The 25,725-nt window shown below is 69.6% G+C and carries 25 protein-coding genes; 20 read left to right on the top strand and 5 right to left on the bottom strand.

Annotated features, from left to right (window positions below):
* Positions 1 to 372: 372 nt before the first annotated feature.
* Both Q0A33_RS08075 and Q0A33_RS08070 read left to right on the top strand, forming a co-directional pair.
* Positions 373 to 2,151 carry a trypsin-like serine protease gene (locus Q0A33_RS08075; protein ID WP_291794994.1) on the top strand — a complete coding sequence of 593 codons (1,779 nt, stop codon included), beginning with the start codon at positions 373 to 375 and terminating at the stop codon, positions 2,149 to 2,151.
* Between the two features lie 218 nt (positions 2,152 to 2,369).
* Positions 2,370 to 2,738, top strand: a complete 369-nt coding sequence (locus Q0A33_RS08070) for an META domain-containing protein (protein WP_291794992.1) — start codon at positions 2,370 to 2,372, stop codon at positions 2,736 to 2,738.
* A 98-nt stretch (positions 2,739 to 2,836) separates the two neighbouring features.
* Here Q0A33_RS08070 and Q0A33_RS08065 read toward each other — a convergent pair whose 3' ends face one another.
* Positions 2,837 to 4,111, bottom strand: a complete 1,275-nt coding sequence (locus tag Q0A33_RS08065) for a hypothetical protein (RefSeq protein WP_291794990.1) — start codon at positions 4,109 to 4,111, stop codon at positions 2,837 to 2,839.
* Positions 4,112 to 4,323: 212 nt separating this feature from the next.
* On the opposite strand from Q0A33_RS08065, the gene infA reads away from it, so the two are divergent.
* The 6 genes from infA to rplQ all read left to right on the top strand — a co-directional run bounded on the left by infA (position 4,324) and on the right by rplQ (position 7,512).
* Positions 4,324 to 4,545, top strand: a complete 222-nt coding sequence (gene infA, locus Q0A33_RS08060; protein WP_029090239.1) for a translation initiation factor IF-1 — start codon at positions 4,324 to 4,326, stop codon at positions 4,543 to 4,545.
* Between the two features lie 82 nt (positions 4,546 to 4,627).
* Positions 4,628 to 4,741 carry a 50S ribosomal protein L36 gene (rpmJ, locus tag Q0A33_RS08055; RefSeq protein ID WP_019159373.1) on the top strand — a complete coding sequence of 38 codons (114 nt, stop codon included), beginning with the start codon at positions 4,628 to 4,630 and terminating at the stop codon, positions 4,739 to 4,741.
* Positions 4,742 to 4,956: 215 nt separating this feature from the next.
* A complete protein-coding gene (gene rpsM, locus Q0A33_RS08050; RefSeq protein ID WP_291794981.1) occupies positions 4,957 to 5,325 on the top strand; it encodes a 30S ribosomal protein S13 in 369 nt (122 codons plus the stop codon).
* 38 nt (positions 5,326 to 5,363) lie between these two features.
* Positions 5,364 to 5,765 carry a 30S ribosomal protein S11 gene (gene rpsK / locus Q0A33_RS08045; RefSeq protein WP_291794979.1) on the top strand — a complete coding sequence of 134 codons (402 nt, stop codon included), beginning with the start codon at positions 5,364 to 5,366 and terminating at the stop codon, positions 5,763 to 5,765.
* A gap of 173 nt (positions 5,766 to 5,938) precedes the next feature.
* Positions 5,939 to 6,937, top strand: coding sequence for a DNA-directed RNA polymerase subunit alpha (locus tag Q0A33_RS08040; RefSeq protein ID WP_291794977.1), 999 nt, complete (start codon positions 5,939 to 5,941; stop codon positions 6,935 to 6,937).
* A 50-nt stretch (positions 6,938 to 6,987) separates the two neighbouring features.
* Positions 6,988 to 7,512 carry a 50S ribosomal protein L17 gene (gene rplQ, locus Q0A33_RS08035; protein WP_291794975.1) on the top strand — a complete coding sequence of 175 codons (525 nt, stop codon included), beginning with the start codon at positions 6,988 to 6,990 and terminating at the stop codon, positions 7,510 to 7,512.
* Positions 7,513 to 7,638: 126 nt separating this feature from the next.
* On the opposite strand, the gene Q0A33_RS08030 is transcribed toward rplQ, so the two are convergent.
* Positions 7,639 to 9,420, bottom strand: a complete 1,782-nt coding sequence (locus tag Q0A33_RS08030; protein WP_291794973.1) for an AMP-binding protein — start codon at positions 9,418 to 9,420, stop codon at positions 7,639 to 7,641.
* The gene (locus tag Q0A33_RS08025; protein ID WP_291794971.1) at positions 9,413 to 10,153 is read right to left on the bottom strand and encodes a helix-turn-helix domain-containing protein; all 741 of its coding nucleotides are present in this window, start codon (positions 10,151 to 10,153) and stop codon (positions 9,413 to 9,415) included. Before Q0A33_RS08025 ends, Q0A33_RS08030 begins: the two co-directional genes overlap by 8 nt.
* A 203-nt stretch (positions 10,154 to 10,356) precedes the next feature.
* Here Q0A33_RS08025 and Q0A33_RS08020 point away from each other — a divergent pair, with 203 nt between their 5' ends.
* From Q0A33_RS08020 to Q0A33_RS07985, 8 genes are all read left to right on the top strand, one after another.
* A complete protein-coding gene (locus tag Q0A33_RS08020; RefSeq protein ID WP_291794969.1) occupies positions 10,357 to 11,244 on the top strand; it encodes an ABC transporter ATP-binding protein in 888 nt (295 codons plus the stop codon).
* Entirely contained in the window at positions 11,241 to 13,292 is a 2,052-nt protein-coding gene (locus Q0A33_RS08015) for an AMP-binding protein (RefSeq protein ID WP_291794967.1), read from the top strand. Before Q0A33_RS08020 ends, Q0A33_RS08015 begins: the two co-directional genes overlap by 4 nt.
* Complete coding sequence (locus tag Q0A33_RS08010; protein WP_291794965.1) at positions 13,289 to 14,161, top strand: branched-chain amino acid ABC transporter permease; 873 nt, start codon at positions 13,289 to 13,291, stop codon at positions 14,159 to 14,161. The genes Q0A33_RS08015 and Q0A33_RS08010 overlap by 4 nt, the downstream gene beginning before the upstream one ends.
* Before the next feature lie 4 nt (positions 14,162 to 14,165).
* A complete protein-coding gene (locus tag Q0A33_RS08005) occupies positions 14,166 to 15,227 on the top strand; it encodes a branched-chain amino acid ABC transporter permease (RefSeq protein WP_291794962.1) in 1,062 nt (353 codons plus the stop codon).
* Positions 15,228 to 15,306: 79 nt separating this feature from the next.
* On the top strand, positions 15,307 to 16,503 hold the full coding sequence (locus Q0A33_RS08000) for an ABC transporter substrate-binding protein (protein ID WP_291794960.1): 1,197 nt from the start codon (positions 15,307 to 15,309) through the stop codon (positions 16,501 to 16,503).
* Positions 16,500 to 17,345, top strand: a complete 846-nt coding sequence (locus Q0A33_RS07995) for an ABC transporter ATP-binding protein (protein ID WP_291794958.1) — start codon at positions 16,500 to 16,502, stop codon at positions 17,343 to 17,345. Before Q0A33_RS08000 ends, Q0A33_RS07995 begins: the two co-directional genes overlap by 4 nt.
* A gap of 12 nt (positions 17,346 to 17,357) precedes the next feature.
* On the top strand, positions 17,358 to 18,557 hold the full coding sequence (locus tag Q0A33_RS07990) for a phenylacetate--CoA ligase family protein (RefSeq protein ID WP_291794956.1): 1,200 nt from the start codon (positions 17,358 to 17,360) through the stop codon (positions 18,555 to 18,557).
* 191 nt (positions 18,558 to 18,748) lie between these two features.
* Entirely contained in the window at positions 18,749 to 19,810 is a 1,062-nt protein-coding gene (locus tag Q0A33_RS07985) for a CPBP family glutamic-type intramembrane protease (RefSeq protein WP_291794954.1), read from the top strand.
* Here Q0A33_RS07985 and Q0A33_RS07980 read toward each other — a convergent pair.
* Positions 19,774 to 20,274: a helix-turn-helix domain-containing protein gene (locus Q0A33_RS07980; protein WP_291794952.1), complete on the bottom strand. Its 501-nt coding sequence runs from the start codon at positions 20,272 to 20,274 to the stop codon at positions 19,774 to 19,776. The genes Q0A33_RS07985 and Q0A33_RS07980 overlap by 37 nt on opposite strands.
* A 67-nt stretch (positions 20,275 to 20,341) precedes the next feature.
* On the opposite strand from Q0A33_RS07980, the gene Q0A33_RS07975 reads away from it, so the two are divergent.
* The 3 genes from Q0A33_RS07975 (at position 20,342) to Q0A33_RS07965 (ending at position 24,155) form a co-directional block, all read left to right on the top strand.
* A complete protein-coding gene (locus Q0A33_RS07975; RefSeq protein WP_291794995.1) occupies positions 20,342 to 21,655 on the top strand; it encodes an MFS transporter in 1,314 nt (437 codons plus the stop codon).
* A 260-nt stretch (positions 21,656 to 21,915) separates the two neighbouring features.
* Positions 21,916 to 23,199, top strand: coding sequence for a serine hydroxymethyltransferase (gene glyA / locus Q0A33_RS07970; protein ID WP_291794950.1), 1,284 nt, complete (start codon positions 21,916 to 21,918; stop codon positions 23,197 to 23,199).
* Positions 23,199 to 24,155, top strand: coding sequence for a bifunctional methylenetetrahydrofolate dehydrogenase/methenyltetrahydrofolate cyclohydrolase (locus Q0A33_RS07965; RefSeq protein WP_291794948.1), 957 nt, complete (start codon positions 23,199 to 23,201; stop codon positions 24,153 to 24,155). Before glyA ends, Q0A33_RS07965 begins: the two co-directional genes overlap by 1 nt.
* A gap of 69 nt (positions 24,156 to 24,224) precedes the next feature.
* Here the strand turns inward: Q0A33_RS07965 and Q0A33_RS07960 are convergent, their stop codons facing one another.
* Complete coding sequence (locus tag Q0A33_RS07960; RefSeq protein WP_291794945.1) at positions 24,225 to 25,391, bottom strand: acyl-CoA dehydrogenase family protein; 1,167 nt, start codon at positions 25,389 to 25,391, stop codon at positions 24,225 to 24,227.
* A 135-nt stretch (positions 25,392 to 25,526) separates the two neighbouring features.
* Between Q0A33_RS07960 and Q0A33_RS07955 the strand changes: the two genes are divergently transcribed.
* Positions 25,527 to 25,725, top strand: a 199-nt coding sequence (locus tag Q0A33_RS07955; protein WP_291794944.1) for a GntR family transcriptional regulator, incomplete at its 3' end; no start/stop codon positions are given.

Genomic DNA, 25,725 nt, shown 5'->3' with positions numbered 1-25,725 from the left:
GGGGCGAGGGGCGGCGCGCGGGTCTACTGCGCGCGGCGGCCCCACCCCGCTGGCGTGTTATGCCGCCCCTGGGCGGGGGCTGGCGGTCCGGGGGGGGCGCGCCTTCGCTATGGGGGCCCCCCGCTTGCGGCGTCTGCCCCACTTCCGTGTTTCGTCACGAGGGCAGGGGCGCGGCGGCCGCGTGTGCCGAAAGCACTGTTCTCCAGTTTGTCAACTCTGCGACCTTTCCGTGACCAAAACGTTCTTAACGCGGCCGATCGCCGTGCCATGCGCCAAGATGTCTCAGGTGAGTCCGAATCCCGCCGTGTGCGCGTCTGCACCCTCAGCGGGGGCCGGGCACCTCCATGTGGACTGAGACAAAGGACTGTGACAATGGCACGACCCCTTTCGGGTAAGCGCACCGTCGCCCTGAGCGCCGCGGCGGCTCTGGGCCTCGGCGGCGCACTGGTCGCCGGACCGGCCGCCTTCGCGGCGCCGGCGGTGGACGACGCTCCGGAGACCTACGAAGCGGCAGCGCTGACTGCGCTCAAGCACGCCGACACCGTGGCGGCGGTGGGCAAGGGCCAGAACGGCCAGCTCATCGTGCAGACCACCGACGCCGCCGTGGACGAGACCTCACCGGAGGTCGAGAGCGTCGTCGCCTTCGCCGCGGATGACAAGGGCACGCCCGACGAGATCGTCGTCGAGCACATCGAAGAGGGCTACTCGGCAGTGGCCGGCAACGACACCGATGTGGTCAACGGCGCCGGCTACCGGATCGACATGGGCGGCGGAGCCTTCGGCCTGTGCTCGGTCGGCTTCAACGCCGTGGGCCCCGACGGCAAGGACGCCATCATCACCGCAGGTCACTGCGGCGACGGTGCGCTCGGCCTCGACATCAACCTGGAAGCGCCCTCGACCTCGAATGTCGCGACCGGCAGCTATGACACCTCCGAGCAGCTCGGCGACAAGCGGCTGGGCACGTTCACCCACGCCCAGTACGGCCCGGCCACGGAGGTGACGAACGACCTCGATCCCGCTGATGCCCAGGACTTCGGCATCATCGAGGTGGACGAGGCCTCCGGGTTCAACATGCCCGGCGAGGTCACGCAGTGGTCCGAGGCCGCCTACCAGGCCGACGATCTCGCCTCCGACGCGCAGCCCGTCAACGGCGTGCTCGACATCACCGAGGACAACATCGGCGATGAGATCTACCACTCCGGCCGCACCACGGGAACCACTGCGGGCGCGATCGACTTCGTCGACGGATACGCCAACGTCAGGGACGACCAGGGCAACCCCCACATCGTCTACGGCTTCGGTTCCACCGCCTCCGTCGCCGGCGGCGACTCCGGCGGAGCCGTCATGCTCGGCGACCAGGCCGTCGGTGTGGTCTCCGGCGGAGCGCCCGGCGTCCTCTGGACCGCAGAACTCTCCGAGGGCCTCAAGCACCTTCCCGGCGACTACACCGTGAAGACTGCGCAGGACGAGCCGAGCCCCACTCCGACGGACACCGAGTCCCCGGAGCCGACGCCGACGGCGACGGAGACCTCGGAGCCCACCGAGACCGCTGAGCCCACGGAAACGGCTGAGCCGACCGAGACCGCTTCGCCCACCGAGGAGCCCACCGCGACGGAGACCCCGTCCGAGACGCCTTCGGAGACGCCCTCCGCGACTCCCACCGAGGAGCCCGAGGAGCTCACGATCAGCGCCACCGAGGTGGAGGCCTCGAAGTTCGTCGCCGACAGCGAGGAGCAGGCGGAGGCGGAGAACCGCGGCGTCGTCTACACCGTCACGGGTGCCGAGCCGAACAGCTCCGTCACCTTCGAGACCTTCATCGACGGCGAGTCCGAGTCCGCGAAGACCGTCACCGTCGAGGCCGACGCGAACGGCGTGGCCGGCTCCCGCATCTGGGGGCTGACGACCGCCGCGCCCGAGGCCTACATCGGTGACTACGAGGTCGTCGCCACCACGTCCGAGGACGTGCATTCGGCGGAGTTCTCGGTGGTCGCCGATTCCGAGGGCGGCAACGGCGGTGAGGACGACGGCAACGACGACGGCAAGGACCTGCCCCGCACCGGTTCCACCACCGGTCCGCTGGTCGCCGGTGCCGCCGGTCTGCTCGCACTGGGCGGTGCGCTCGTCTACATCGCCCGTCGCCGCCTGAGCTGAGAACGACGGTCAGTCGCGGGCGCCGCTCGGATGAGCGCGCCCGGCGACTGGGCAGTCCCGATCGGCCGCGCATGAGAGCCGGCTGAGAGGCGCCGCCCGAATGGGGCATCCGCACCGAGCGGATGCCCCATTCGGCGTCCCGGGATGAGACGATCGGAGCGCACAGCAGGGCACAGCAGAAGCAGCGCACAGCAGAGCGGTGCAGAAGGCGAGGCATCATGAGTGAGTATCAGCCGGGCGGACGGCCCCGTCTCCAGGCCTCCGCGGTCGGTCCCGCGGCTCAGGCGCCTGCGGCCATCGCCGGCACCTGGCGCGCGGAGGATCCTGCCACCGCGTTCCTCACGTTCAGCACTCCTGCCGCCGGAGCCGGACACATGACGGGCTCCGACGGATGCAACGGGGTCCAGGGCCGGTACACGCTGCAGGGGGACACGGCCACCATCACGCGCGGATTCTCCACGCTGAAGGCGTGCCTCGGTGTGGACACCTGGCTCGCGGGCACCACCGCCGTGACCGTCGCCGGTGACACACTCCGTGTCTTCGACAGCCACGGGGAGGAGATCGGCACGCTCAGGCGGGAGAGGTGACGGTCCGCGCGGGCCGGTGAGCCCGAGGCCGCCGGCGCCCGCGGCCTCGGCCTCCGGCTCCGTTCCCACCGCCGGACCACCGTGGGCGGCACTCTCCCTCAGCGCAGCCGTGGCCCTGCGTTCACGCTGATGAACGCCCGCCGGAACTGCCGCACGGAGAGGTAGAGGTCCTTCCGCCGCATCGGCGGCCGCCGGCACTCCGGCGCTCCGCCGCCGGAGCCGCTCCGGGGATCCGGCCCGCCCACGGGATTGCGGAGGTGGACGCGCAGGACGGAGCGCGCCGACGGCACTCCGTCCTCGTCGCAGCGGAGGACTCCGCGGACGGAGTACACGTGGCCGTCCATCACTGCGACCACGCGCTCCGGGTCGTCCTCGCGCGGCAGAGTGAACGAGCCGCCCGGCCGCACCAGCGTGGAGGCCACCACCGGGCGACCTGCCTGCAGCCATCGGGCCACCGTCTCCAGCCGCTGCGGAACGGGCCGGGCGAGTGCCCAGCCGCCGGTGAGGAGGGCGAAGCCGATGCCCGCGAAGTCGCGCGCCAGCCGCCTGTACGAGCCCTGCGCCCACACGATGACGGCGGCCTTCTCCACGAGCGACGCCGCGTTGGGACTCAGCCCGTGACCACCGGCGCGCCGATCACGGGGGACCGCGGTGGAGAGCGGCACATCGAGGCGGCGGAGGGGGAGCCCCGGCAGGCGGCGGAGCAGCGGGACGGTGACCACGGGGGAGTGGAGCCGTACGGTGGCGAGCCGGAGTCGCGCACCGTGCTGCCGGCGGCCGGGGCCGCGTACCGTGCCCTCGCGCACGCCCGCCGCCGCATCGGGACCACCCGGCGCGCCGGATTCGCCCGCCTCTGTCCGTACGCGCACGAGCCCGCGCAGGTACCCCGGCCGAGCGACCTCGCAGGCGTCCATCACCGCGACCAGCCAGCAGTCGCCCAGGCGGCCCTGGCGGACCGGCGTGCGGGCATCGGAATCGCGCAGCAGGCCCGGAGGGACGACCCGGCGGCACGGCGCCCCGGCGGTCAGCGGCTCGAGGCCCGGGGCCGCGGCCACCGCGCGGCCGGCCGCGGCGGTCCCGGCGGTGACGAACATCCGTGTGAGGAGCGCGGAGCCGGGCGCGGGACGCAGGAAGCGGCGCAGACGAGCGACGACGGCCGGAAGCAGCGGCAGGGTCGTGAGGGACGTGGACTGCATCCGGTCCAGCACACGGGCAGCCGTCCGCAGATCGGCCTCGGCCGTGCCGGGGTCCGCCAGGACGCCGCCGACGGCGTCAAGAGGCGCGGTCAGGCCTGGAGGCGGACGGTTGGGCCGGCCCAGCGGTGTGTCCCGCTTGCGCGCTCGGGCCCGCTTGGCGTAGAAGAGCGCGGTCATGTACAGTTTCCTATTGGCCTGTGACCAAGGGGCGTCAGTGTGTCCGGTTCATCCGGGAGATCGCTGACGCTGCGCACGCGGAGAGTATATCCGCGTCTGCGGTCCGGATCCACGGATCCGCGCACCGGGGATGGGCTGCCGGTCCACGCGGGGTCCGCTCCGCATGAACGAAACGCGATACCGACTCGCGGGAAGAAGAGGTTACGGACGATATGGCCAAAAAAGAAGGGGTCATCGAGATCGAGGGATCCGTGGTCGAGGCTCTGCCGAACGCTACATTCCGCGTCGAGCTGACCAACGGCCATAAGGTTCTCGCCCACATCTCCGGCAAGATGCGCCAGCACTACATCCGCATCCTGCCCGAGGACCGTGTGGTCGTCGAGCTGTCGCCGTACGATCTCTCGCGCGGACGCATCGTGTACCGGTACAAGTAAGCAGAGGATCGCTTCGACGATTTCGCGCTGTACTGCCCCGGGGAGTACCTCGGGGCATTCGCGGTGAGAAGAAGGAACAGCTATGAAGGTGAAGCCAAGCGTCAAGCCGATCTGCGAGAAGTGCAAGGTCATCCGTCGTCACTCCCGTGTGATGGTGATCTGCGAGAACCCGCGCCACAAGCAGCGCCAGGGCTGATCTCCCAAGCATCCGCAGATCTGGTGTCGGTCCGGGAGCCGAACTCCCGGGTCCGAGCCGCACACCCACGCAGACCTCGCCCCCTCGCCACCGTCGCCCCTGCGGGCGGCAGGTGAGGACGACACCCCCAGTCGGAGGCTGGGGACCCGCCGGACGCAGCGCCGGCGGGACCAGGACTGCACCAGCACCTCCGAAGAACCAGAAGGAAAGAACTGATGGCACGTCTTGCCGGAGTCGACATCCCTCGCGAGAAGCGCGTGGAAGTCGCCCTGACATACATCTACGGTGTGGGCCGCACTCGTGCGCGCCAGACCCTGACGGAGACCGGGATCAACCCGGACACCCGCGTCAAAGACCTGACCGATGCTGAGCTCGTTCAGCTGCGTGACTTCATCGAGGGCACGTTCAAGGTGGAGGGTGACCTCCGCCGCGAGGTCGCCGCTGACATCCGCCGCAAGGTGGAGATCGGCTCCTACGAGGGCCTCCGCCACCGCCGCGGTCTCCCCGTCCGCGGACAGCGGACGAAGACCAATGCGCGCACCCGCAAGGGACCCAAGCGCACCGTGGCCGGTAAGAAGAAGTAAGCAGCACCTCGAACGCATCGATCAGGAGTTTGTGAAGAATGCCTCCCAAGTCACGCGCAGCAGCGCGCAAGCCTCGCCGCGGGCAGAAGAAGAACATCGTCGCCGGCCAGGCACACATCAAGTCCACGTTCAACAACACCATCGTCTCCATCACGGATCCCTCCGGCGCCGTGATCTCGTGGGCGTCCTCGGGTGAGGTGGGCTTCAAGGGTTCGCGCAAGTCGACCCCCTACGCAGCGCAGATGGCGGCGGAGTCCGCAGCCCGCCGCGCGCAGGAGCACGGCCTCAAGAAGGTCGACGTCTTCGTCAAGGGCCCCGGCTCCGGCCGCGAGACCGCGATCCGCTCGCTCCAGGCCGCGGGCCTCGAGCTGGGCACGATCCAGGACGTGACCCCCACCCCGCACAACGGCTGCCGTCCGCCCAAGCGTCGTCGCGGCTGAGCCGCTGCCCGGGGACGATTCGGTGCCCGGCCGTCCTGCCCTCACGGGCGGGCGACCGGCGTCGGGTCTGATCCGGACCGTCTACCGCTAGCGTTTCGAGTCAGGTCCCATTGGCCCTGCGCTCACGACTTCGCGGACGTCATATAGCGGATGTCCGCTGAAAGGAAGCCCACGTGCTCATTGCACAGCGCCCCACGCTCACGGAAGAGGTCGTCTCCGATCGCCGCTCCAGGTTCACCTTCGAGCCCCTGGAGCCCGGATTCGGATACACCCTCGGCAACTCGCTGCGACGCACCCTGCTCTCGTCCATCCCCGGCGCCTCGGTCACGAGCGTCAGGATCGACGGAGTGCTCCATGAGTTCTCGACGGTTCCCGGGGTCAAGGAGGACGTCACCGAGTTCCTCCTCAACCTGAAGTCCCTCGTCGTCTCCTCCGAGTTCGACGAGCCGGTCGTCGCCTACCTGCGCAAGCAGGGCCCGGACACCGTCACCGCCGCAGACATCTCCGCGCCCGCCGGCGTGGAGATCCACAACCCTGAGCTGTACATCGCCAGCCTCAACGACACCGGACGCCTCGACATCGAGCTCACGATCGAGCGTGGACGCGGCTACGTCTCGTCCACGCAGAACAAGAACGTGGACGCGGAGATCGGCCGCATCCCCGTCGACTCGATCTACTCGCCCGTGCTCAAGGTGACCTACAAGGTGGAGGCCACCCGCGTCGAGCAGCGCACCGACTTCGACCGCCTCATCGTCGATGTCGAGACCAAGCCGTCGATCGCCCCGCGGGATGCCCTGGCATCCGCGGGCAAGACGCTGGTCGAGCTGTTCGGACTCGCCCGCGAGCTCAACGTCGAGGCCGAAGGCATCGAGATCGGCCCCTCGCCGGTCGACGCCGCCATGGCCGCAGACCTCGCGCTCGCGATCGAGGATCTCGATCTCACCGTCCGCTCGTACAACTGCCTCAAGCGCGAGGGCATCCACACCGTGGGTGAGCTCGTCGCTCGGAGCGAGGCCGACCTCATGGACATCCGCAACTTCGGCTCGAAGTCCATCGACGAGGTCCGGCAGAAGCTGGGCGAGCTGGGGCTGAGCCTCAAGGACAGCCCTGCCGGCTACGGCGAGAACGCCGATCCGGAGGACGAGTCCTTCGTCGAGGACGAGCAGTACTGAGCTGCGCGGTTCCGTCCGCGGTACACAGGAATTTCCAAGGAGACTGAACAATGCCCACCCCCACCAAGGGTCCCCGCCTCGGAGGCTCGCCGGCGCACGAGCGCAAGATGCTCAACAACCTCGCCGCGCAGCTCTTCGAGCACAAGTCCATCACCACGACCGTGACGAAGGCCAAGCGTCTGCGCCCGGTGGCTGAGCGCCTCGTGACCTTCGCCAAGCGCGGAGACCTCGCTGCCCGCCGTCGCGTGCTCCAGCAGATCACGGACAAGGGAATCGTCCACGAGCTCTTCACCTCGATCGCTCCGGCGGTCGCCGAGCGTCCGGGCGGTTACACCCGCATCACCAAGATCGGCCCCCGCAAGGGCGACAACGCCCCCATGGCGGTCATCGAGCTCGTGCTCGAGCCCTACTCGCCCAAGCAGGCAACGGTGAAGGAGGCAGAGGTCGCGACCGCTGCCGCCGCCGAGGCCGTTCCGGCGGAGGAGGCTCCGGCGGAGGAGACCCCGGCCGTCGAGCCGGACGTCGAGTCCGGTCCGCAGGAGGACGAGGCTCAGGCCGCAGCCGACGACAAGTGATCGTCTGAGTGACTGATCGGAGGGGCTGTTCCCGCGTGAGCGGGAGCAGCCCCTCCGTCGTGTCCGAGGGTATGGGCGCGGCGTGGGAAGCGGGCCGCTGTCCGGGTGCTCCGCGCCCGGTGGAGTTCAGGTGCCGGGACGGTCCATCGTCTGCGCGGCGTGGGTGATCTCCTCCCAGGTGAGGACGCTCCACGCAGCCTCGGGCAGGAGGGTCTCGAGCGCATGCGAGAGGGTCGTGCGGGCCAGGGCGGTGTCGATCCGGTCGACGAAGATCACGGCGTGCGGCCTGGCGAGTCCGCCGAGCTCGGTGCGCACGGTGCTGGCGAGTTCATGGGCCGTGGTTCCGCTGGGCTCCACGGTTGTCACCACGCATGCCACGATGCGGTTGCCGTGCTGGTGGTGGGGCAGCCGCACTGCGGTGGCCTCCGCCACGTAGGGATGCTCACGCAGCGCACGGGCCACCGCTTCGAGGGAGACGAGCTGCCCGGCGACGGAGACCACGGCGTCGACTCTGCCGTGGAACCGGAACCCGCCGTCGGCTGAGACCTCGACGACGTCGCCTGTGGGGGAGACCTCACCGTGCGCCGTGAAGACCGGCGGTGGAGAGGTTCCCACGACGCGGCCCGGCAGGGGGCGTGTGAGTACGAGCTGCCCGCTGCCGCCTTCCGGAACAGGGACCCTGCCTTCGTCCAGGGCAATCGCTCCGCCGGGGTTGTAGTCCGTGCGCGGACCGGTGGCGTAGACGATCCCACCGAGTTCGATCTGCCCCCACGCGTCCGAGACGGTGCATTCGTCGTCCGTGAATGTGGCGTGCATCCAGGAGCGCAGCGCGGGCTCGACGGGTTCGCCGGCCGTGATGACGTGGCGCAGGGCCGTATCGCGGGCTCGGAGGTCCGTCTCGATCCTCCACGAGCGGAGGGTGCGCATGACCGCGGGATTCGTCAGGAGCGTGGAGACTCGGTACCGTTCGGCGATGTCGAGCAGCCGGGTGTGATCGGGGACGTCGAGGGTTCCTTCGTACACGACGACGGTGTCACCGGACAGGAGCGGTCCCAGCAGCCCGTGCCATGAGGAGACCGCCCATGAGACATCGCCCGCGCACCAGAAGGTGTCACCGCTGCGGGCAGTGGTGTGGAAGGCCGCCGCGTTCAGGAGGATGCCGCCCAGTGTGTGCTCCAGGTGCTGCGCGGCGGTGCTGGAGGCGAGCTGCCGGATGCAGAGGAGGTCCTGCAGCGAGCTGCCGGGGCCCGGCTCTGCCGGCCCCGACTCCGGACGTCGGACCCGGGCCCGGACATCGCTGAACCATTCGTCTCCGTGGAACCACTGGACATCCATGCCGGTTCGTCTGACCACAACTGTGTGCTCGACGCTGTCCGCGCTGGCCAACGCTTCATCCGCTCGCGCTTTCAGGGGAATGACTGTACCGCGGCGCCATGCTCCGTCCTGGGTGAGGACGAGGGCGGGGGCGAGTTCGGAGATCCGCGTGCTCAGAGCCTCTGCCGGGAGCGAGACGGGCACGGTGGCCCACGGTGCGCCGATCCGCATGCAGGCGAGCATCATCACGATCGTCTCCGGCAGCCAGCTGGTGTGGACGGCCACGACGTCACCCGTGCGGAGCCCGAGGTCTCGCAGGGCGACGGCCATGGTCTCGACCTCGGCGGAGAGCTCGGAATAGGTGAGGGAGCGGCGATCGCCGGGTTCGCCCTCCCAGTGGACCGCTATGCGCGATCCGTGGGTGACGGCGTGGCGATGGACGAGGTTCCAGACCGTGTCCAGACGACCGCCGGGAAACCAGGTGCCGTCGGCGCCGATGACGTCCGACGGGGCCTGGGACCAGTCCAGGCTCGAGGCAGCGGCCACCCATTCGGGGGCAGGCGCGGGTGCGTGCTCGTCCGGACGCTCAGGCATGGGGGATGCTCCTTCCACCGGAGACCGCGGTGCGGGTGAGAAGCGGGACGAAACGGGCCGCGTCCGCATCGGAAGGGAGGTCTGCGCTGAGCGCGGCGACAACGGTCCCGTCGACGGCACGGACCGGCACCGCCACTTCGTCCGCGGCGCCGGGCGCAGCAGAGCGGTGCACGAGATGGTCCGCTGCGCGCCACTCCGCGCGGAGCGGCGCGCACTCGGCCGCGGTGTCCGGGGCGGCTGCCGCGTGGACGTCCTGCCAGGTGGTCTCCGGCGCGTGCGCCGCGAGCAGCCTGCCGGGAGCGCTCTCCAGCGCGGGTCCCGCGTGCAGCGGACGGCGGAAGGGCCCCCGATCCGTGGCCTCGACCTGATCGATGCAGACGGCGTCCCCTGCGACCAGCACGTGCACGCCCACGGTCGCGTCGAGCTGATCCCGCAGCGAGGAGAGGAAGGGACTCAGTGCGCTGAGCACCGGACTGTTCTCCATCTGGCGCACAGCCAGCCGCGTGAGGGCCCGGCCCAGTCCGTACCTCGAGGTGGTGGGGTCCTGCTCCGCGTACTCGGCATGGACGAGCGAGCGGAGCAGCCGGTGGACGGTGGGCACGGTCATCCCGGAGCGCTGCGCCAGATCGGAGAGCTGGTGCATGTACGGAGCCTGTGCCAGGAGGTCCATGAGGAGCGTGGCATTCCTGATCGTGCCCAGTCCGCCTTTGGGGGTGCCGGCGTCCGTAGGCATGCGCACTCCTTGCTGGGTGTCCGGGAAACCTGTCTGGAAGGAACGATACGAGCCGAGAACGTCTACCGCAATCTGCGTCCTGGTTTCTCATGAAGGTATTGCATTCAGCATAGTGGAACTCTATTCTGGAAAAAGTTCAGTGATGACGGTCACACCTGCGTATGGGCGAAGACGTCCTCGCCGCGGAAAGCAAAGGAGCACCCGTGAGAACTCGCGCGTACCGCCATTCCCTCAACGGCAGTTCGATGCCGCCGGGGCAGTCCCTGCTCCGCGTCACGGATCTGACGCTGCGGTTCGGGGGAGTCACGGCGCTTAAGGATGTGGGGATGGAGGTGGAATCGGGCCGGATCCACTCCGTCATCGGTCCGAACGGCGCAGGGAAGTCCTCCCTGCTCAACTGCATCTCCGGCCTCTACCGGCCCACCAGTGGAGAGATCGTGCTGCGGACCGTCGCCGGTGAGTCCGTCACCGGCCCGGACAGTGGTGCGGGCGCAGGTCTGCACTATGAGAACCGCAGACTCACCAGCCTGCCTCCCAACCGCGTCGCCCGGCTCGGTGTGGCGCGCAGCTTCCAGAACATCGAACTGTTCGACCATCTCACCGTGCTGGAGAACATGATGCTGGGCCGGCACATCCACATGAAGCAGAACGTGCTCGCAGCGATGCTGTGGCTGGGCCCGGCGCGGAGGCAGGAGATCGAACACCGCGAGATCGTGGAGGAAGTCATCGACCTGCTCAAGCTCCAGGCGCATCGGCAGAAGCCGGTGGGCACGCTGGCCTACGGCATCCAGAAGCGGGTGGAACTGGGGCGTGCGCTCGCTCTCCAGCCGTCTCTCCTCCTCCTCGACGAGCCCATGGCCGGTATGAACGCGGAGGAGAAGGAGGACATGGCGCGCTACATCCTCGACGTCCATGAGCTCGCGGGCGTCTCCATCGTGCTCATCGAACACGACATGAACGTCGTCATGGACATCTCGGACCGGGTGACGGTCCTCGACTTCGGCCGGGTGATCGCGGACGGCACCCCGGCGGAGGTCATGGTCCACCCGCAGGTCATCGAGGCCTACCTGGGAGTGGGGGCAGCCTCATGAGCGCCGTGTCCCCGCACGAGGCAGCGGGCATGTTCGTCGCAGACCGGCCGCCGCACGGCGTGGCGCGCACGATGCCCCAGCTCCTCGACAGGCTGGCGGCGGAGCATCCGGACCGGCTCGCCATGCAGGAGAAGCGGTACGGGATCTGGCAGCCCACCTCCTGGAAGCTGTACCGCGAGCGCGTGCGGGACTTCGCTCACGGGCTGGCCCAGCTGGGGGTGCGGCGTGGGGAGATCGTCGCGGTCCTGGGCGACAACCGCCCGGAGTGGCTCATCGCGGAGCTCGCGGCGCAGTCCCTGGGGGCGAGCGTGGTGGGCATCTACCCCACGTCGATCGGCGCGGAGGTCACGCACGTCCTCGAGGTCTCTCAGGCACGCATCGTCGTGGCGGAGGACCAGGAGCAGGTGGACAAGCTGCTCGCGCTCCACGCGGAGGCCCCGCCGGAGGTGCGGATGGAGAAGGTGGTGTACTACGACCCGCACGGGCTCGAGCAGTACACGGACGAGATCCTCCTCGACTTCACCGCGGTGGAGGACAGCGGCCGCGCCTGGGGAGAGGACCGGCACGGCTGGCTGGACGCGCAGGTGGCCGCCGGCTCCCCGGACGACCTCGCCGTCGTCTGCACGACGTCCGGCACCACCTCCAAGCCCAAGCTCGCGGAGCTCTCCCACGCCAATCTCCTCTCCATGGCGCGTCAGCTCACGGAGGCCGATCCCATCGACCATCGCTTCCGGTACGTGTCGACGCTGCCCTTCGCCTGGATCGGGGAGCAGATGCTGGCGGTGGCCTGCGGACTGCATGCGGGCTTCACCGTCTCCTTCCCCGAGGACGCCTCCACCCAGAAGGCGGACCTGCGGGAGATCGGTCCGGACGTCATGTTCGCCCCGCCGCGCATCTGGGAGTCGATGCTCTCCGAGGTGCAGGTGCGGATCGACGAGGCCGGGGCGCTCAAACGGGGCCTGTTCGGCTGGGGGTACTCCGTCATGGACAGGCTCGCACAGGCACGCAACGGGGGCCGGACCCCCTCGGCGGGGCTGCGCCTCGTCGCCGTCCTCGCGGATCTGGTGGCGACCCGGCCCGTCCGTGAGCAGCTGGGCCTCACCCGGATCCGTCGCTGCTACACGGGCGGTGCCCCGCTGGGACCGGACGTCTTCCGCTTCTTCCATGCCGTGGGGGTCAACCTCAAGCAGATCTACGGCCAGACGGAGATCTGCGGCATATCCGTCCTGCACCGGGACGGTGCGGTGTCCTTCACCTCGGTGGGGCAGCCCCTGCCCGGCACGGAGCTGCAGTTCGGTCAGAGACAGGAGATCATGCTCCGCTCCTCGGCGGTGTTCCGCGGCTACCACCGCAACCCGGAGGCCACCGCCGAGGTCGTCACTCCCCAGGGCTGGCTGCACACCGGGGACGCGGGGTACCTGGACGACGACGGCCACCTGGTCGTGGTGGACCGGCTCAAGGACGTGGTCTTCGCCTCCGACGGCACCATGTACTCCCATGCGTTCATCGAGAACAAGCTGAAGTTCTCCCCGTACGTGGAGGAGGCCGTCGTGTTCTCCGGCGGCAGCCTGGAGCCGGGCGCGGACGGCGGTGGGAGCGATGACGTGATGTGCGGCCTCCTCACGCTGGATCCCGCCACGGTGGGTGCGTGGGCGGAGGCACAGAAGCTGTCGTTCACCACCTACACCGATCTCGCCTCGAAGCCGGAGGTCCACGCCCTCATCGCGGAGGAGATCGCGGAGGCGAACGAGGACCTGCTGGAGCGGATCCGGGTGGGACGGTTCGTCCTCATGCACAAGCAGTTCGATCCGGACGACGATGAGATCACCCGGACCCGGAAGGTCCGTCGGAACGTGATCGCACAGAGGTATGCGGACATCATCGCCGCGCTCTCGGCAGGTGAGGAGTCCGTGACGATCCGCTCCGCCGTCACCTATCAGGACGGCACGGTCACGGAGCGTTCGCTGCCCCTGCGCATCTTCGACCTCGCGGGGTTCACCGTGCCCGCCGGCCGTGCACGCAGACAGGTTTGGAGTGGTCGCAAGTGAGCACATTCGTCACACTGCTCGTCATCGGGCTGTCAGAGGGCGCGATCCTGGCGCTCGCCGCACTGGGCTTCGTGCTCATCTACAAGGCCACCGGGGTGATCAACTTCGCCCAGGGGGAGTTCCTCCTCATCGGCGCGTACTCCTTCTACACGGCGTTCGCGGTCCTGCGGCTGCCGCTGGTGCTCGCGCTGCTGGTGGGCGTGGTGGTCGCCGTGGTGGTGGGCGCTGTGGTGGAGAGGCTCATCCTCAGACCCATGGTGGGGCAGAGCCACATCTCCATCATCATGGTGACCATCGGCCTCTCCGGGCTCCTGGGCGCCATCGTCCAGATGTTCTTCGGCACGCAGCCGCGCTCGATGGACCCGATCCTGCCGACGGGGTCCGTGGGCATTCTCGGCGGCACCGTCCCGGTCAACCGCCTGTGGGTGATCGTGATCTGCGGACTGGTCCTCGGGCTGCTCACCTGGTTCTTCCAGAAGTCCCGTCACGGTGTCGCCATGCGCGCGGTCGCCGACGACCAGCAGGCGGCCATGACGGTGGGCATCTCCGTGCGCCGGGTGTTCGCACTGTCCTGGGCTCTCGCGGCGGTCTCCGCGCTCATCGCCGGCGTGCTGCTGGCGGACGTCACGGCGGTGGAGATGAACATCGTGAGCTTCGGCCTGCTCGTCTTCCCCGTCGTCATCATGGGCGGCCTCGACTCCGTCCCCGGCACCATCGTGGGCGGTCTGACGATCGGCCTCATCACCCAGTTCGTCTCCGGGTACATGGACCCGGGCCTGGCGGAGGTCATCCCGTACATCGTGCTCGTCCTGGTCCTCCTCGTGCGGCCCTACGGCGTGTTCGGCGAGAAGCGAATCGAAAGGGTCTGAACTGATGCCTGCTGCAGAGACCGGCCTCCACCACGCTTCCTACCGATCCGAGCTGCGGCTGTTGCACACCCGGCCGCAGATCGTGCGGATGGCGGTGCTCGCCCTGGTGGCCTGCGCGCTCCCGTTCGTCCTCGACAACTACTGGCTGGCGCTTGCCAACACCGCGCTCATCGCGTCGATAGGAGCCATCGGCCTCAACATCCTGGTGGGCTTCACGGGGCAGATCTCCCTGGGACAGGGCGGATTCCTGGCGGTGGGGGCGTTCACCACCGCGATCCTCACCGACCGCATGGGTCTCCCGGCGCCCGTGTCCATCCTCTGCGCGGTCATGCTCACCTCTGCGGTGGGAGTGATCGTGGGGCTGCCCGCCCTGCGGCTCAAGGGCCTCTACCTGGCCATTGCCACGCTGGCATCACAGATGCTCATCATCTTCGTGGTGCGGCGCTGGGAGTTCCTCACGGATGGGCAGGGGTTCGTGGACGTGGCGCGGCTGGAGGTGTTCGGCCTCAGGATCGAGCGGGCCGCGTTCGAGCAGCAGTGGTACGTGATCCTGCTGATCCTCACGGTGCTCGCGGCGCTGACCGCCACCAACCTCTTCCGCACCGGGGTGGGCCGTTCGTTCATGGCAGTGCGCGACCAGGACATCGCGGCCTCGGCGATGGGGGTCAACCTCACCCGCACCAAGCTCACGGCCTTCGCGGTGTCCAATGCCTATGTGGGGCTGGCCGGTGCGCTCCTGGCCCACTACACGGAGATCATCTCCTGGGAGAAGTTCACCATCGACGTCTCCATCAGCTACCTCGCCATGATCATCGTGGGCGGTATGGGCTCCGTGGCCGGGGCGGTCTACGGCGCGGTGTTCATCACGCTTCTGCCCGTTCTCGTCCGCATGCTGGCAGGAGCGCTGGGAGGGATCGCCCCGGTCCTCACCCGCCAGCTGCCGGCGGTCGAACACGCGGCCTTCGGACTCGTCATCATCGTCTTCCTCATCTTCGAACCGAGGGGGCTCAACCGCATCTGGCAGCGCATCAAGGACTTCTTCGGCTTCTGGCCGTTCCGCTACTGACCCCCGCAGGCCCTCGCGGCCGCCGTCACCCGCAGCCGGGAGCTCTCAGCCACCGGCACAGCACACACCAGGAGAAGCAATGAAGCACTCACGTTTCCTCATCTCAGCGGCTGCCGCCTCCGCCTCGCTCATGGTCCTGAGCGCCTGCGGCGGATCCGGGGCCTCCAGCGCGGACTCGGACGAACCCATCCCCATCGGCGTGATCGCGGACCTCTCCGGTGCGACAGGCGACGTGGGCAGCAACTACAACGAGGGCATGCTCGCCTACGTCGCGCACCGGAACGCGGACGGCGGGATCAACGGCCGGGAGATCAACGCGATCTCCAACGACTACGCCTACGAGATCCCGCAGGCGGAGGAGCTCTACCGCAGGTATCTCAATGACGAGGTCGTGGCCATCCAGGGCTGGGGCACCGGCGACACCGAGGCGCTGCGCACGCGCGTGGCCAACGACGAGCTCCCGTTCATCTCGGGTTCGTTCTCCGAGGAGCTCACGGATCCTGAGGAGTCGCCCTACAACTTCCTCATCGCACCCACCTATTCGGACCAGATGCGTGTGGCGCTGAACTGGATCGCCGAGGACGCCGGCGGGCCCACCAGCGTGGCCGTGCTGCATCACGACTCCCCGTTCGGCACCTCACCGGTGGGCGACGGCGAAGCGTGGGTGGACGAACAGGGCCTGGACATCGACTACGTCTCCCACGCCATGCCGGCGGGAACCACCAACTTCGCCGGGGTGCTCAGCCAGGTGGACGCCGCCGGGGCGGAGTACATCGTCATCCAGAACGTGGCGAGCCCTGCGGCGCACCTGGCCCGCGACCTCGCCGCCCAGGGCGGCGACCAGAAGATCGTCTGCCTCAACTGGTGCGGCAATGAGCTGTTCGCCACCTCGGCCGGAGACGCGGCTGAGGGGCACATGGCGGTGCAGCCCATCGCTCCGCTCTCCGCGGAGAAGCCGGGGCACGCGGAGATCACGGCCTATCTCGAGGAGAACGGCACGGACCCCTCCGCCGCGGGCGTGAGCTTCGTACAGGGCTGGTACGCCATGCACGTCATGGCCGAGGGCATCGCCCACACCCTCGAGGCGGGCGAGGACCTCACGGGTGCGGCGATCCGCGAATCGCTGGAGAGCATGGGGGCCATCGACACCGGCGGAGTGCTGGGCGACGGCACCGTGGAGTTCTCGGCGGACTCCCATCGCGGCACGGTGGCCTCGAACATCTACGAGATCAAGGACGGCGTGCTCAGCGAGGTGGAAGCAGGCGCGACGCCATGACCCCGGCGACAGCGGAGCATGCGCCGGCGAGCGCGGCCAGGGGAACTCCTGATCCGCTCCTGAGCGTCAACAACATCGAGGTCATCTACGACGAGGTCATCCTAGTGCTCCGCGGGCTCTCGCTCACGGTGCCGGAAGGCAGCATCGTGGCTCTCCTGGGCTCCAACGGCGCAGGCAAGTCGACCACCCTCAAGGCGCTCTCCGGCCTGCTGCCCAGCGAACAGGGCGAGGTCACGAGCGGTTCGGTGGTCTTCGGAGGGCAGGACATCACGCGCATGGACGCGCCGGAGCGGGTGCGCAACGGCATGAGCCTCTGCATGGAGGGCCGGCATGTGTTCCCGCATCTCACCGTCGCGGACAATCTGCTGGCGGGAGGGTACACGAAGGCGGGGGAGGCCAAGCAGACCCTGGACTTCGTCTACGACTTCTTCCCCAAGCTGGCGGACATGCGCACCCGCACCGCCGGGTTCCTCTCCGGCGGCGAGCAGCAGATGCTGGCGATAGGCCGTGCGCTCATGGCCGGCCCCAGACTGCTCATGCTGGACGAGCCCTCGCTGGGCCTCGCCCCGCTGCTGGTCGAGGAGATCTTCGCGACCATCGCCCGGCTCAATGCGGAGACCGGGCTGACGGTGCTGGTGATCGAGCAGAACGCCCGGACAGCACTGTCCGTGGCCCACCACGGCTACATCATGGAGCAGGGCCGCATCATGCTCGAGGACTCGGCTGCCGCCCTGGCGGAGAATCCGGACGTCAAGGAGTTCTACCTGGGGATCGGCGGCGGCGACTCCACGAAGAGCTACCGCGATGTGAAGCACTACAAGCGCCGCAAGCGCTGGCTGTGAGAAGGAGGAGCGATGCACGTCGATCATGCTGCAGCGACCACGGGGGACTTCGCATCTGCGTTCGCCCGAGCGGCCGCCGATCCCGGCCTGCGCGCGCGCCTGGACGCGGCGGGTGTGCGCACGGAGGAGGTCCGCAGTCCTGCCGACCTCGACGCATTGCCGGTGCAGAGCAAGGACGAGATGGTGGCCCAACGCTCCCACGTCCTCTCCGGCCCCGCACCCGCGCGGATCTTCCAGTCGCCGGGCCCCATCTACGAGGCCCAGCCGGCAGGGGAGGATCCCTGGCGCTGGGGCGAGGCTCTGGCCTCGGCCGGCATGCGAGCAGGAGACGTGGTCATCAACTGCTTCGGCTATCACCTGTCGCCGGCGGGGGCCATGTTCGACGAGGCGATCACTGCGTTCGGGGCCACCGTCGTGCCCGCAGGCATCGGCAGCCAGCAGCTGCAGGTGGACGCGATCCGTGATCTGCAGGTGCGCGGCTACGTGGGTCTGCCCAGCTATCTCAAGGCGCTCATCGACCTGCATCTGTCCACCGGTGGGACGGAGGAGGACTTCCCGGTGGAGTTCGCACTGGTCACCGCGGAACCGCTGCCACCCAGCCTGCGTGCGGAGCTCGAACGCTGCGTGCCCATCGTCCGCATGGCGTACGGCTCCGCCGAGGCCGGGCTGATCTCCTACGAGGACGGCGAGGGTCCGGGGATGGTGCAGGGCGCGGGGATCGTCGTCGCCGTCTGCGGGATCCGCACCGGCGAGCCGCGGGATGCGGGGGAGGGGGAAGTGGGCGTCAGCCTCGTGCGGGAGACGGCACCCCTCGTGAGATTCGGAACGGGGGATCTCTCGGCGTGGGTGCTCGATGACTCGGGTGCGCCGATGACGGACTCCGCCGGGAGGCGACGGCTGGTCGGGGTGCTGGGTCGTGTGGGGCAGGCCGTGAAGGTGCGCGGCATGTTCCTGCACCCCGCGCAGATCAGGACCGTGGTGAGCAGCCTGCCGAGGGTGGCGGCCCTGCGGTTCGTCATCGACCGGGAGCAGCACAGGGATGCCGTGGTCTGTGAGGCCGTGCCGGCCGCGGGAGACGCGGAGTCCGCCGAGGCCGTGCTGGCGGAGGTCGCGGAGCGCATCCGGACGCAGCTGCGGTTCCGGGCCGAGGTGCGTGCAGTCGAGGCGTGGGAGGGCGACGAGCTCATCGTCGACCGCCGCACCTGGGACTGAGCGGGAGCAGCCCCTCCGTCGTGTCCGAGGGTATGGGCGCGGCGTGGGAAGCGGGCCGCTGTCCGGGTGCTCCGCGCCCGGTGGAGGCACTGCGCCTGATGGAAGCCGCCTGTGCGAGGTGGGGAAAACCCCCATGCGGTTTCTGGACGTCTCCAGTGAGCGAGCCGCATGCTCGCTCATAGCGTGGAGCCATGAGCACAGCAGCCGAGCTTCCGTCCACCGCAGGCCGGGCCCCGCACCTCGCCTCCGCGCTCCCCGCCGCGGGCGGCCTCGGCGTGCGGGCCACGGCTGCGCTGCTCCTGGCCGGGGGCTCGCTCGCCGGGCTCGGACTGGTCTGCGTGGGGTTCGTCCTCACGGATACGCCCGTGCCGACGGGCGCGGTCCTGTTCGGTCGCTGGATACCCGCCCTCGTCTCGCTCGGAGTGATCGCCCTCCTGTGCGGCCCGCAGAGGCCGAGGGGTATGGGCGACGCGGTCGCGGACGCGGGTGGCGCGAACGCCGGATTCCGGGATCCGCGGGCCTCTGCACCGCCGGCGAGGCCTGAACCCGGTGGCGGCCGGCGGTTCGGTGCGGCCGGCCTCGGACGGGAACTCGTGCGCTGGTGGGGGCTGTGGCCGGCTCGCAGGCGACCGCTGCTCCACATCGTCGGGACGAGTGTGCTGGCGATGCTGCTGCTCACCGGCGTCTATCTCCTCGCCGCCGCCCTCAGCCAGTCCCTGGGCGCCATCCGGGTCCAGCCGGCGGCCGCGCTCGTGCCCGCGCTGCTCATGATGGTCCCCGTCTCCGTGGTCTTCGCCATGAGCACGCTGGGGGAGGAGGTCGTCTGGCGCTGGCATCTGCCCGCCGTGCTCTCACCGCTGGGGTTCTGGGGCTCGGCCGTCCTCGTCGCAGTCGCATGGACGGCGTTCCACATCCCGCTCCACTGGGCCTATGCGGCGGAGGGCTCCGTCGAACCCTCCACCGCGGTCGCCCTCACAGCGGCCCTGCCGCCGCTGAGCCTGTTCCTCTCCGCTCTCGCCGCACGGTGGGCGTGCGTCTGGCCGGCCGTGTTCGCGCACGCTCTGCCGTTCACCGCCGTCAACCTTGCGGCGAACGGCGCGGAGCTCGGTCCGGAGGCGCTCTGGGCCGTCACCGGCATCACCGCCGTGCTCCTCGTGAGCGCCGCCCTCGTCATCGCACCCGTCGGCGGGCAGGAGGCCGGCGGGCCGGCTCGCTCTCAACCGGGAACGACGACGCCGGGACCCACCAGGTGATCGCGGGAACCCTTCCACGGTTTGACCCAGATCATCTCCTCGCTCGCCATGGCCTCCCCGCAGGTGCTGCAGATCTGACCCTGCCGGGTCTCGCTCCCGCAGGTCTCGTGGACCATCGCCATGTGCGCCCCCGCGGCGGGCAGGGGAGTGTGCTTCTCACCCCACAGGGCGAGCTGCTGCAGGATGGGCAGGAGCTCGGCGGCGGCCTCGGTCGCGGCATAGCCCCACCGCGTGCGGTTGCCGCTGGAGTACTCCGCCCGCGTGAGCAGGCCTGCCTCCACCATGCCGTGCAGGCGCCGGCTCAGCACCGCCTCGGAGATCCCCAGGCTCGCGCGCAGCGCCTCGAAGCGCCCGTTGCCGTGGAGCACGTTGCGGACGATGAGCAGGACCCACGGGTCCCCCACGACCTCCAGGGCGCGCTGGACGGGGCACAGCGCCTCGGACCAGTCGGATCGCAGCGGCATGGCTTCCCTTCCGCCTCGGTTCCACGTACTCTCCCAGGGTAATACTTTCTTGAAGAAAGCGACGGCGATGCGCACCTCCTCCGGCATTCCCGCTTCAGCAGGCGCCCCGCGCGGGAGTCGCATCCACCCCGCATGGTGGGTGGCGGCGGTGGCGTTCCTCGCGCTCATCGGAGCGGCCGGCTTCCGTGCGGCACCCGGTGCGCTCATGGTGCCGCTCCACGAGGAGTTCGGCTGGTCGATGGGGACCATGTCCCTGGCGGTGAGCATCAACCTGCTCCTCTTCGGACTCGTCGCCCCCTTCGCCGCAGCGCTCATGGACCGCTTCGGCATCCGCCAGGTCATCTCCGCGGCACTGGGTCTGGTGGCGCTGGGGGCGGGCGGCAGCGTCGTCATGACGGCCTCGTGGCAGCTCATCGTGTTCTGGGGCCTGCTCATCGGGTTCGGCACGGGTGCGATGGCCCTGGTGCTCGCCGCCACTGTCGCCCACCGCTGGTTCGTCCGCCGCCGAGGCCTGGTCATGGGGATCCTCACCGCCGGCTCCGCGACCGGACAGCTGGTGATCCTGCCGCCGGTGGCGGCCCTCGCGGAGAACGTGGGCTGGAGGCCCGCCTCCTTCGTCATCGCCGGCGCCGCGCTCCTCGTCATCCCCTTCGTCTGGCTGGTGATGCGCGACTACCCGGAGGACCGCGGAGTTCTCCCGTACGGTGCGGAGCCGGCGAGCTATGAGGCGCTCGAACGCGCGGCGGGCGGCGCGGTCGGACGGGCGCTGGAGGGCCTGGCCTTCGCCGTGAGGCATCGCGCGTTCTGGGCGCTGGCGCTCGCCTTCGCCATCTGCGGCGCCACGACGAACGGCCTCATCGGCATCCACTTCATCCCCTCCGCCCACGACCACGGGATGTCCACCACTGCGGCGGCGAGCCTGCTGGCGGCCGTGGGCGTCTTCGACATCGCCGGCACCGTGGTGTCCGGGTGGCTCACGGACAGGTTCGACTCCCGGAAGCTGCTGGCGATCTACTACACCTTCCGCGGACTCAGCCTGCTTCTGCTGCCGTGGCTGCTCTCGCACGAGGTCAGCCCCAGCATCGTCGTCTTTGTCGTCATCTACGGCCTCGACTGGGTCGCGACGGTCCCGCCCACCGCGGCGCTGTGCCGGCAGGTCTTCGGCGATCGCGGCACCATCGTGTTCGGCTGGGTGTTCGCCGCACATCAGATCGGTGCGGCGGTGGCCGCTCTGGGGGCGGGAGTGATCCGTGACGTGTTCGGCACCTACTCCTACGCGTTCTGGGGAGGAGCCGCACTGTGCGTGGTCGCGGCGGTGCTGTCCGTCCTCGCGCGCTCCCGTCCCGCGGCGGGAGTGGCCGACCCCGTGCAGATGCGCTGAGCGGACTGAGCACGCGCTCGCGCCACGAGCGCGAGCGTGCGCGGCAGGCTCAGCGTGCACGTGACGCGCGTCCGCAGCGGGGGCCGGGCGTGCCCGCGGCAGGACCGGGCGTGCTGCCGCCGGGGAGGTCGGCCTTCTCAGCACATGAGATCTGGGGAATAGACTGATATATCAGGGCGATTCGCTGTTAACCTAGCCACAGGCGGAGTACGGGCCGCCACGCTCACCGATTCCACTGCTCACCCCAGGAGAGTGCCCATATGACCGACGCTCCGTCTGCGCTGAACGCAGGCCTCGCCGACATCGATCCGGAGATCGCACAGGTCCTCGACCAGGAGCTGGGACGCCAGCGCGGCACGCTCGAGATGATCGCCTCGGAGAACTTCGTGCCCCGCTCCGTCCTGCAGGTGCAGGGCTCCGTGCTGACCAACAAGTACGCGGAGGGCTACCCCGGTCGCCGCTACTACGGCGGCTGCGAGTACGTCGACGTCGCGGAGAACCTCGCGATCGAGCGCGCCAAGAGCCTGTTCGGGGCCGCCTATGCGAACGTGCAGCCCCATTCCGGTGCCTCCGCGAACGCTGCCGTCATGCACGCCTTCGCGCGCGCCGGGGACAAGATGCTCGGACTCGAGCTGGCGCACGGCGGCCACCTCACGCACGGCATGAAGATCAACTTCTCCGGACGCCTCTACGACGTGGCCTCCTACGAGGTGGACCCCGCCACCCACCGGATCGACATGGACGTGGTCCGCAAGCGCGCACTCGAGCACCGCCCCAAGGTCATCGTGGCCGGCTGGTCCGCGTACCCCCGCCAGCTGGACTTCGAGGCGTTCCGCTCCATCGCGGACGAGGTGGGCGCGACCCTGTGGGTCGACATGGCGCACTTCGCGGGTCTCGTGGCCGCCGGCCTGCACCCCAACCCCGTCCCGATCGCAGACGTGGTCTCCTCCACGGTGCACAAGACGATCGGCGGACCCCGCTCCGGCTTCATCCTCTCGCGTGACGAGGCGAACGCGAAGAAGCTCAACTCCGCGGTGTTCCCCGGCCAGCAGGGCGGACCGCTCATGCACGTGGTCGCGGCCAAGGCCGTGGCCTTCAAGCTCGCGGCGGAGGCGGAGTTCAGGGCCAAGCAGGAGCGCACGCTCGAGGGCGCCCGCATCCTCGCGGACAGGCTCCAGGAGGCCGACGTCGCCGAGGCCGGTGTCCAGGTGCTCACCGGCGGCACCGACGTGCACCTCGTCCTCGTCGACCTGCGCAACTCGCCGCTCGACGGCCAGCAGGCCGAGGACCTCCTCCACGAGGTGGGCATCACCGTCAACCGGAACTCCGTCCCGTTCGATCCCCGGCCGCCGATGGTCACCTCCGGGCTGCGGATCGGCACCCCGGCGCTCGCCTCCCGCGGGTTCGGGCCGGAGGAGTTCACCGAGGTCGCGGACATCATCGCCCAGGCGCTCAAGCCCGGTGCCGACGCGCAGGCGCTGCGCGCCCGGGTCCTCACGCTCACGGACGGCTTCCCGCTCTACGAAGGTCTGGAGCAGTACTGATGGCGCAGGAGCAGAACGTGCCCGAGGCGCCGGCTGCGGCCTCGGCGGAGGGAGCCGCAGCGGACGGCGGCGCCGTGAAGCTCGACGGCAAGGCCACCGCCGCCGCGATCAAGGCCGAGCTCGCCGCGCGCGTGCAGGCGCTCGGGGAGAAGGGCGTGCGCGCGGGGCTGGGCACGCTGCTGGTGGGGGAGGACCCCGGCTCGCAGTGGTATGTGGCGGGCAAGCACCGCGACTGCGCGGAGATCGGCATCGCCTCCATCCGTGAGGACCTGCCGGCCACGGCCACGCAGGAGGACATCGAGGCGGCTGTGCAGCGCCTCAACGAGAACCCCGAGTGCACCGGCTACATCGTCCAGCTGCCGCTTCCCAAGGGCATTGACGAGAACCGCGTGCTGGGTCTCATCGATCCGGCCAAGGACGCGGACGGCCTCCACCCGCAGAACCTGGGCAGCCTGGTGCTGCGGATCCGCGAGGAGATCGACACCCCGCTGCCGTGCACGCCGCACGGGATCGTCGAGCTGCTCTCGCGCCACGGCGTGGAGCTCGACGGCAAGCACGTCGTCGTCCTCGGCCGCGGCGTGACGGTGGGCCGGCCCATCGGCCTGCTGCTCACGCGCAAGGACGTCAACGCCACCGTCACGCTCACGCACACCGGCACGCAGAACCTGCCGGAGCTGGAGAAGCAGGCCGATGTCATCGTCGCGGCGGCCGGTCAGGCGGGCATCGTCACGGCGGACATGGTGAAGCCCGGAGCGGTCCTCGTGGACGTGGGCGTCTCCCGGGAGACGGATCCGGAGACGGGGAAGTCCAAGGTCGTGGGCGACATCGACAGGGCCGCTCGTGCACACGCCGCGTACTACACCCCGAACCCGGGAGGCGTGGGACCCATGACGCGCGCCATGCTGCTGGTCAACGTCGTGGAGATCGCGGAGAGGCAGGCCGCAGCGCAGTCCTGACCAAGCACGAAGGCTCGGGCGCCTCACGCAATTGCGTGAGGCGCCCGAGCCTTTGCGATGCGGAGGGGCTCAGTAGGAGCGGGGCAGCCCGAGCACCTTGGTGCCGAGGAAGTTGAGCACCATCTCCTGGCTCACCGGCGCGATCTTCATGAGGCGCACCTCCCGGAGGTAGCGGCCCACGTGGTACTCCTCCGAGTAGCCCATGCCGCCGTGCACCTGGAGTGCGCGGTCCGCGGCGTCCACCCCGGCCTCGGCGCAGAGGTACTTGGCCGTGTTGGCCTCACGGCCGCTGGGCAGGCCCTGGTCATAGGTCCAGGTCGCCTTCCGCAGGGCCAGCTCCGCCGCATCCAGCTTGGCGAGCGAGTCCGCGAGCGGGAACTGCAGTCCCTGGTTCATGCCGATGGGCCGGTCGAACACCACGCGCTCCTTCGCATAGGCCGTGGCCTTCGCCAGCGCCGCCCGGCCGATCCCCAGCGCCTCCGCCGCGATGAGCATGCGCTCCGGGTTGAGCCCGTCGAGGATGTACTTGAAGCCCTTGCCCTCCTCGCCCACGCGGTGCGCGGCGGGGACCACGAGGTCGTCGATGACGAGTTCGTTGGAGGTGACGGCGTTGCGGCCGATCTTGCGGATGGGGCGGATGTCGACGTGCTTCCGGTCGAGATCCGTGAAGAACAGGGTGAGGCCGTCGGTGGGCCGCTCCACCTCCTCGCGCGGCGTGGTGCGGGTGAGCAGCAGGATCTTCTCCGACTCCACCGCCTTGGAGATCCAGACCTTGCGGCCGCTGACCACGTAGTCGTCCCCGCGGCGACGGGCGAAGGTGGAGATCCGCGTGGTGTCCAGGCCCGCGTCCGGCTCCGTCACGCCGAAGCACACATGGAGGTCGCCCGAGGTCACCCGGGGGAGGTTCTCCTTCCGCAGCTCCTCCGAGCCGTGGACGATCACCGGATGCATGCCGAAGATCGTCATGTGCACCGAGCTGGCGGCATTCATCGCACCGCCGCCGGCGGCGATCGCCTCCAGCAGCAGGGTGGCCTCGGTGATGCCCATGCCCCCGCCGCCGTACTCCTCGGGGGTCGTGATGCCCAGCCAGCCGTGCGCGGCGAGGTGGTCGTAGAACTCCCGCGGGAACTCCTTGGACGCGTCCTTGTCCGACCAGTACTCGTCATCGAACGGCGCCACGATCTCCCGGGCCGCCTGCGCGATCTCCTCCTGGGCCTCTGTCAGTCCGAATCCCACGTGTCTCCTCCTGCTCATCGGTCGCCGGCCGGCCGCGTCGCGCGTTCCGTGCTGCTTCGGCTCCCCGGGCTTCCGTGTCTCTGCACTTCCGTCACTTAAGGTACTACCATTGAAGGAAAACGGAAAGGGGTGGCGATGCGCGGTTCCGAGATCGGCGCCGAGGCCGGGCGGTCGCTCGGGTCCCAACGGGTGGCGGACGACCTCCGGAGCGCAGTCCTCCGCGGTGTGCTTCACGTGGGTTCGCGACTGCCGTCCGAGCGCGAGCTGGCCGAGGAGCGGGGAGTCAGCCGCACGACCGTGCGCGCCGCGCTCGCCGCGCTCGAGGCCGAGGGGT

It is taken from the genome of Brevibacterium sp. (assembly GCF_022712115.1).
Lineage (GTDB): Bacteria > Actinomycetota > Actinomycetes > Actinomycetales > Brevibacteriaceae > Brevibacterium > Brevibacterium salitolerans.
Note: the sequence above shows the minus strand (reverse complement) of the source record. Positions and strands in the feature narration are given on the sequence as shown.

Bases quoted from the DNA above. Each gene is read 5' to 3' on its own strand.
- Q0A33_RS08005 (WP_291794962.1), top strand. From the start codon at position 14,166: ATGCCTGCTGCAGAGACCGGCCTCCACCACGCTTCCTACCGATCCGAG.
- Q0A33_RS07995 (WP_291794958.1), top strand. From the start codon at position 16,500: ATGACCCCGGCGACAGCGGAGCATGCGCCGGCGAGCGCGGCCAGGGGA.
- glyA (WP_291794950.1), top strand. From the start codon at position 21,916: ATGACCGACGCTCCGTCTGCGCTGAACGCAGGCCTCGCCGACATCGAT.
- Q0A33_RS08030 (WP_291794973.1), bottom strand. From the start codon at position 9,420: ATGCCTGAGCGTCCGGACGAGCACGCACCCGCGCCTGCCCCCGAATGG.
- Q0A33_RS08025 (WP_291794971.1), bottom strand. From the start codon at position 10,153: ATGCCTACGGACGCCGGCACCCCCAAAGGCGGACTGGGCACGATCAGG.
- Q0A33_RS07980 (WP_291794952.1), bottom strand. From the start codon at position 20,274: ATGCCGCTGCGATCCGACTGGTCCGAGGCGCTGTGCCCCGTCCAGCGC.
- Q0A33_RS08065 (WP_291794990.1), bottom strand. From the start codon at position 4,111: ATGACCGCGCTCTTCTACGCCAAGCGGGCCCGAGCGCGCAAGCGGGAC.
- Q0A33_RS08000 (WP_291794960.1), top strand. From the start codon at position 15,307: ATGAAGCACTCACGTTTCCTCATCTCAGCGGCTGCCGCCTCCGCCTCG.
- rpsK (WP_291794979.1), top strand. From the start codon at position 5,364: ATGCCTCCCAAGTCACGCGCAGCAGCGCGCAAGCCTCGCCGCGGGCAG.
- Q0A33_RS07965 (WP_291794948.1), top strand. From the start codon at position 23,199: ATGGCGCAGGAGCAGAACGTGCCCGAGGCGCCGGCTGCGGCCTCGGCG.
- Q0A33_RS07990 (WP_291794956.1), top strand. From the start codon at position 17,358: ATGCACGTCGATCATGCTGCAGCGACCACGGGGGACTTCGCATCTGCG.
- Q0A33_RS08075 (WP_291794994.1), top strand. From the start codon at position 373: ATGGCACGACCCCTTTCGGGTAAGCGCACCGTCGCCCTGAGCGCCGCG.
- Q0A33_RS07985 (WP_291794954.1), top strand. From the start codon at position 18,749: ATGAGCACAGCAGCCGAGCTTCCGTCCACCGCAGGCCGGGCCCCGCAC.
- Q0A33_RS07975 (WP_291794995.1), top strand. From the start codon at position 20,342: ATGCGCACCTCCTCCGGCATTCCCGCTTCAGCAGGCGCCCCGCGCGGG.
- Q0A33_RS08070 (WP_291794992.1), top strand. From the start codon at position 2,370: ATGAGTGAGTATCAGCCGGGCGGACGGCCCCGTCTCCAGGCCTCCGCG.
- rpsM (WP_291794981.1), top strand. From the start codon at position 4,957: ATGGCACGTCTTGCCGGAGTCGACATCCCTCGCGAGAAGCGCGTGGAA.
- infA (WP_029090239.1), top strand. From the start codon at position 4,324: ATGGCCAAAAAAGAAGGGGTCATCGAGATCGAGGGATCCGTGGTCGAG.
- rpmJ (WP_019159373.1), top strand. From the start codon at position 4,628: ATGAAGGTGAAGCCAAGCGTCAAGCCGATCTGCGAGAAGTGCAAGGTC.
- Q0A33_RS08015 (WP_291794967.1), top strand. From the start codon at position 11,241: ATGAGCGCCGTGTCCCCGCACGAGGCAGCGGGCATGTTCGTCGCAGAC.
- rplQ (WP_291794975.1), top strand. From the start codon at position 6,988: ATGCCCACCCCCACCAAGGGTCCCCGCCTCGGAGGCTCGCCGGCGCAC.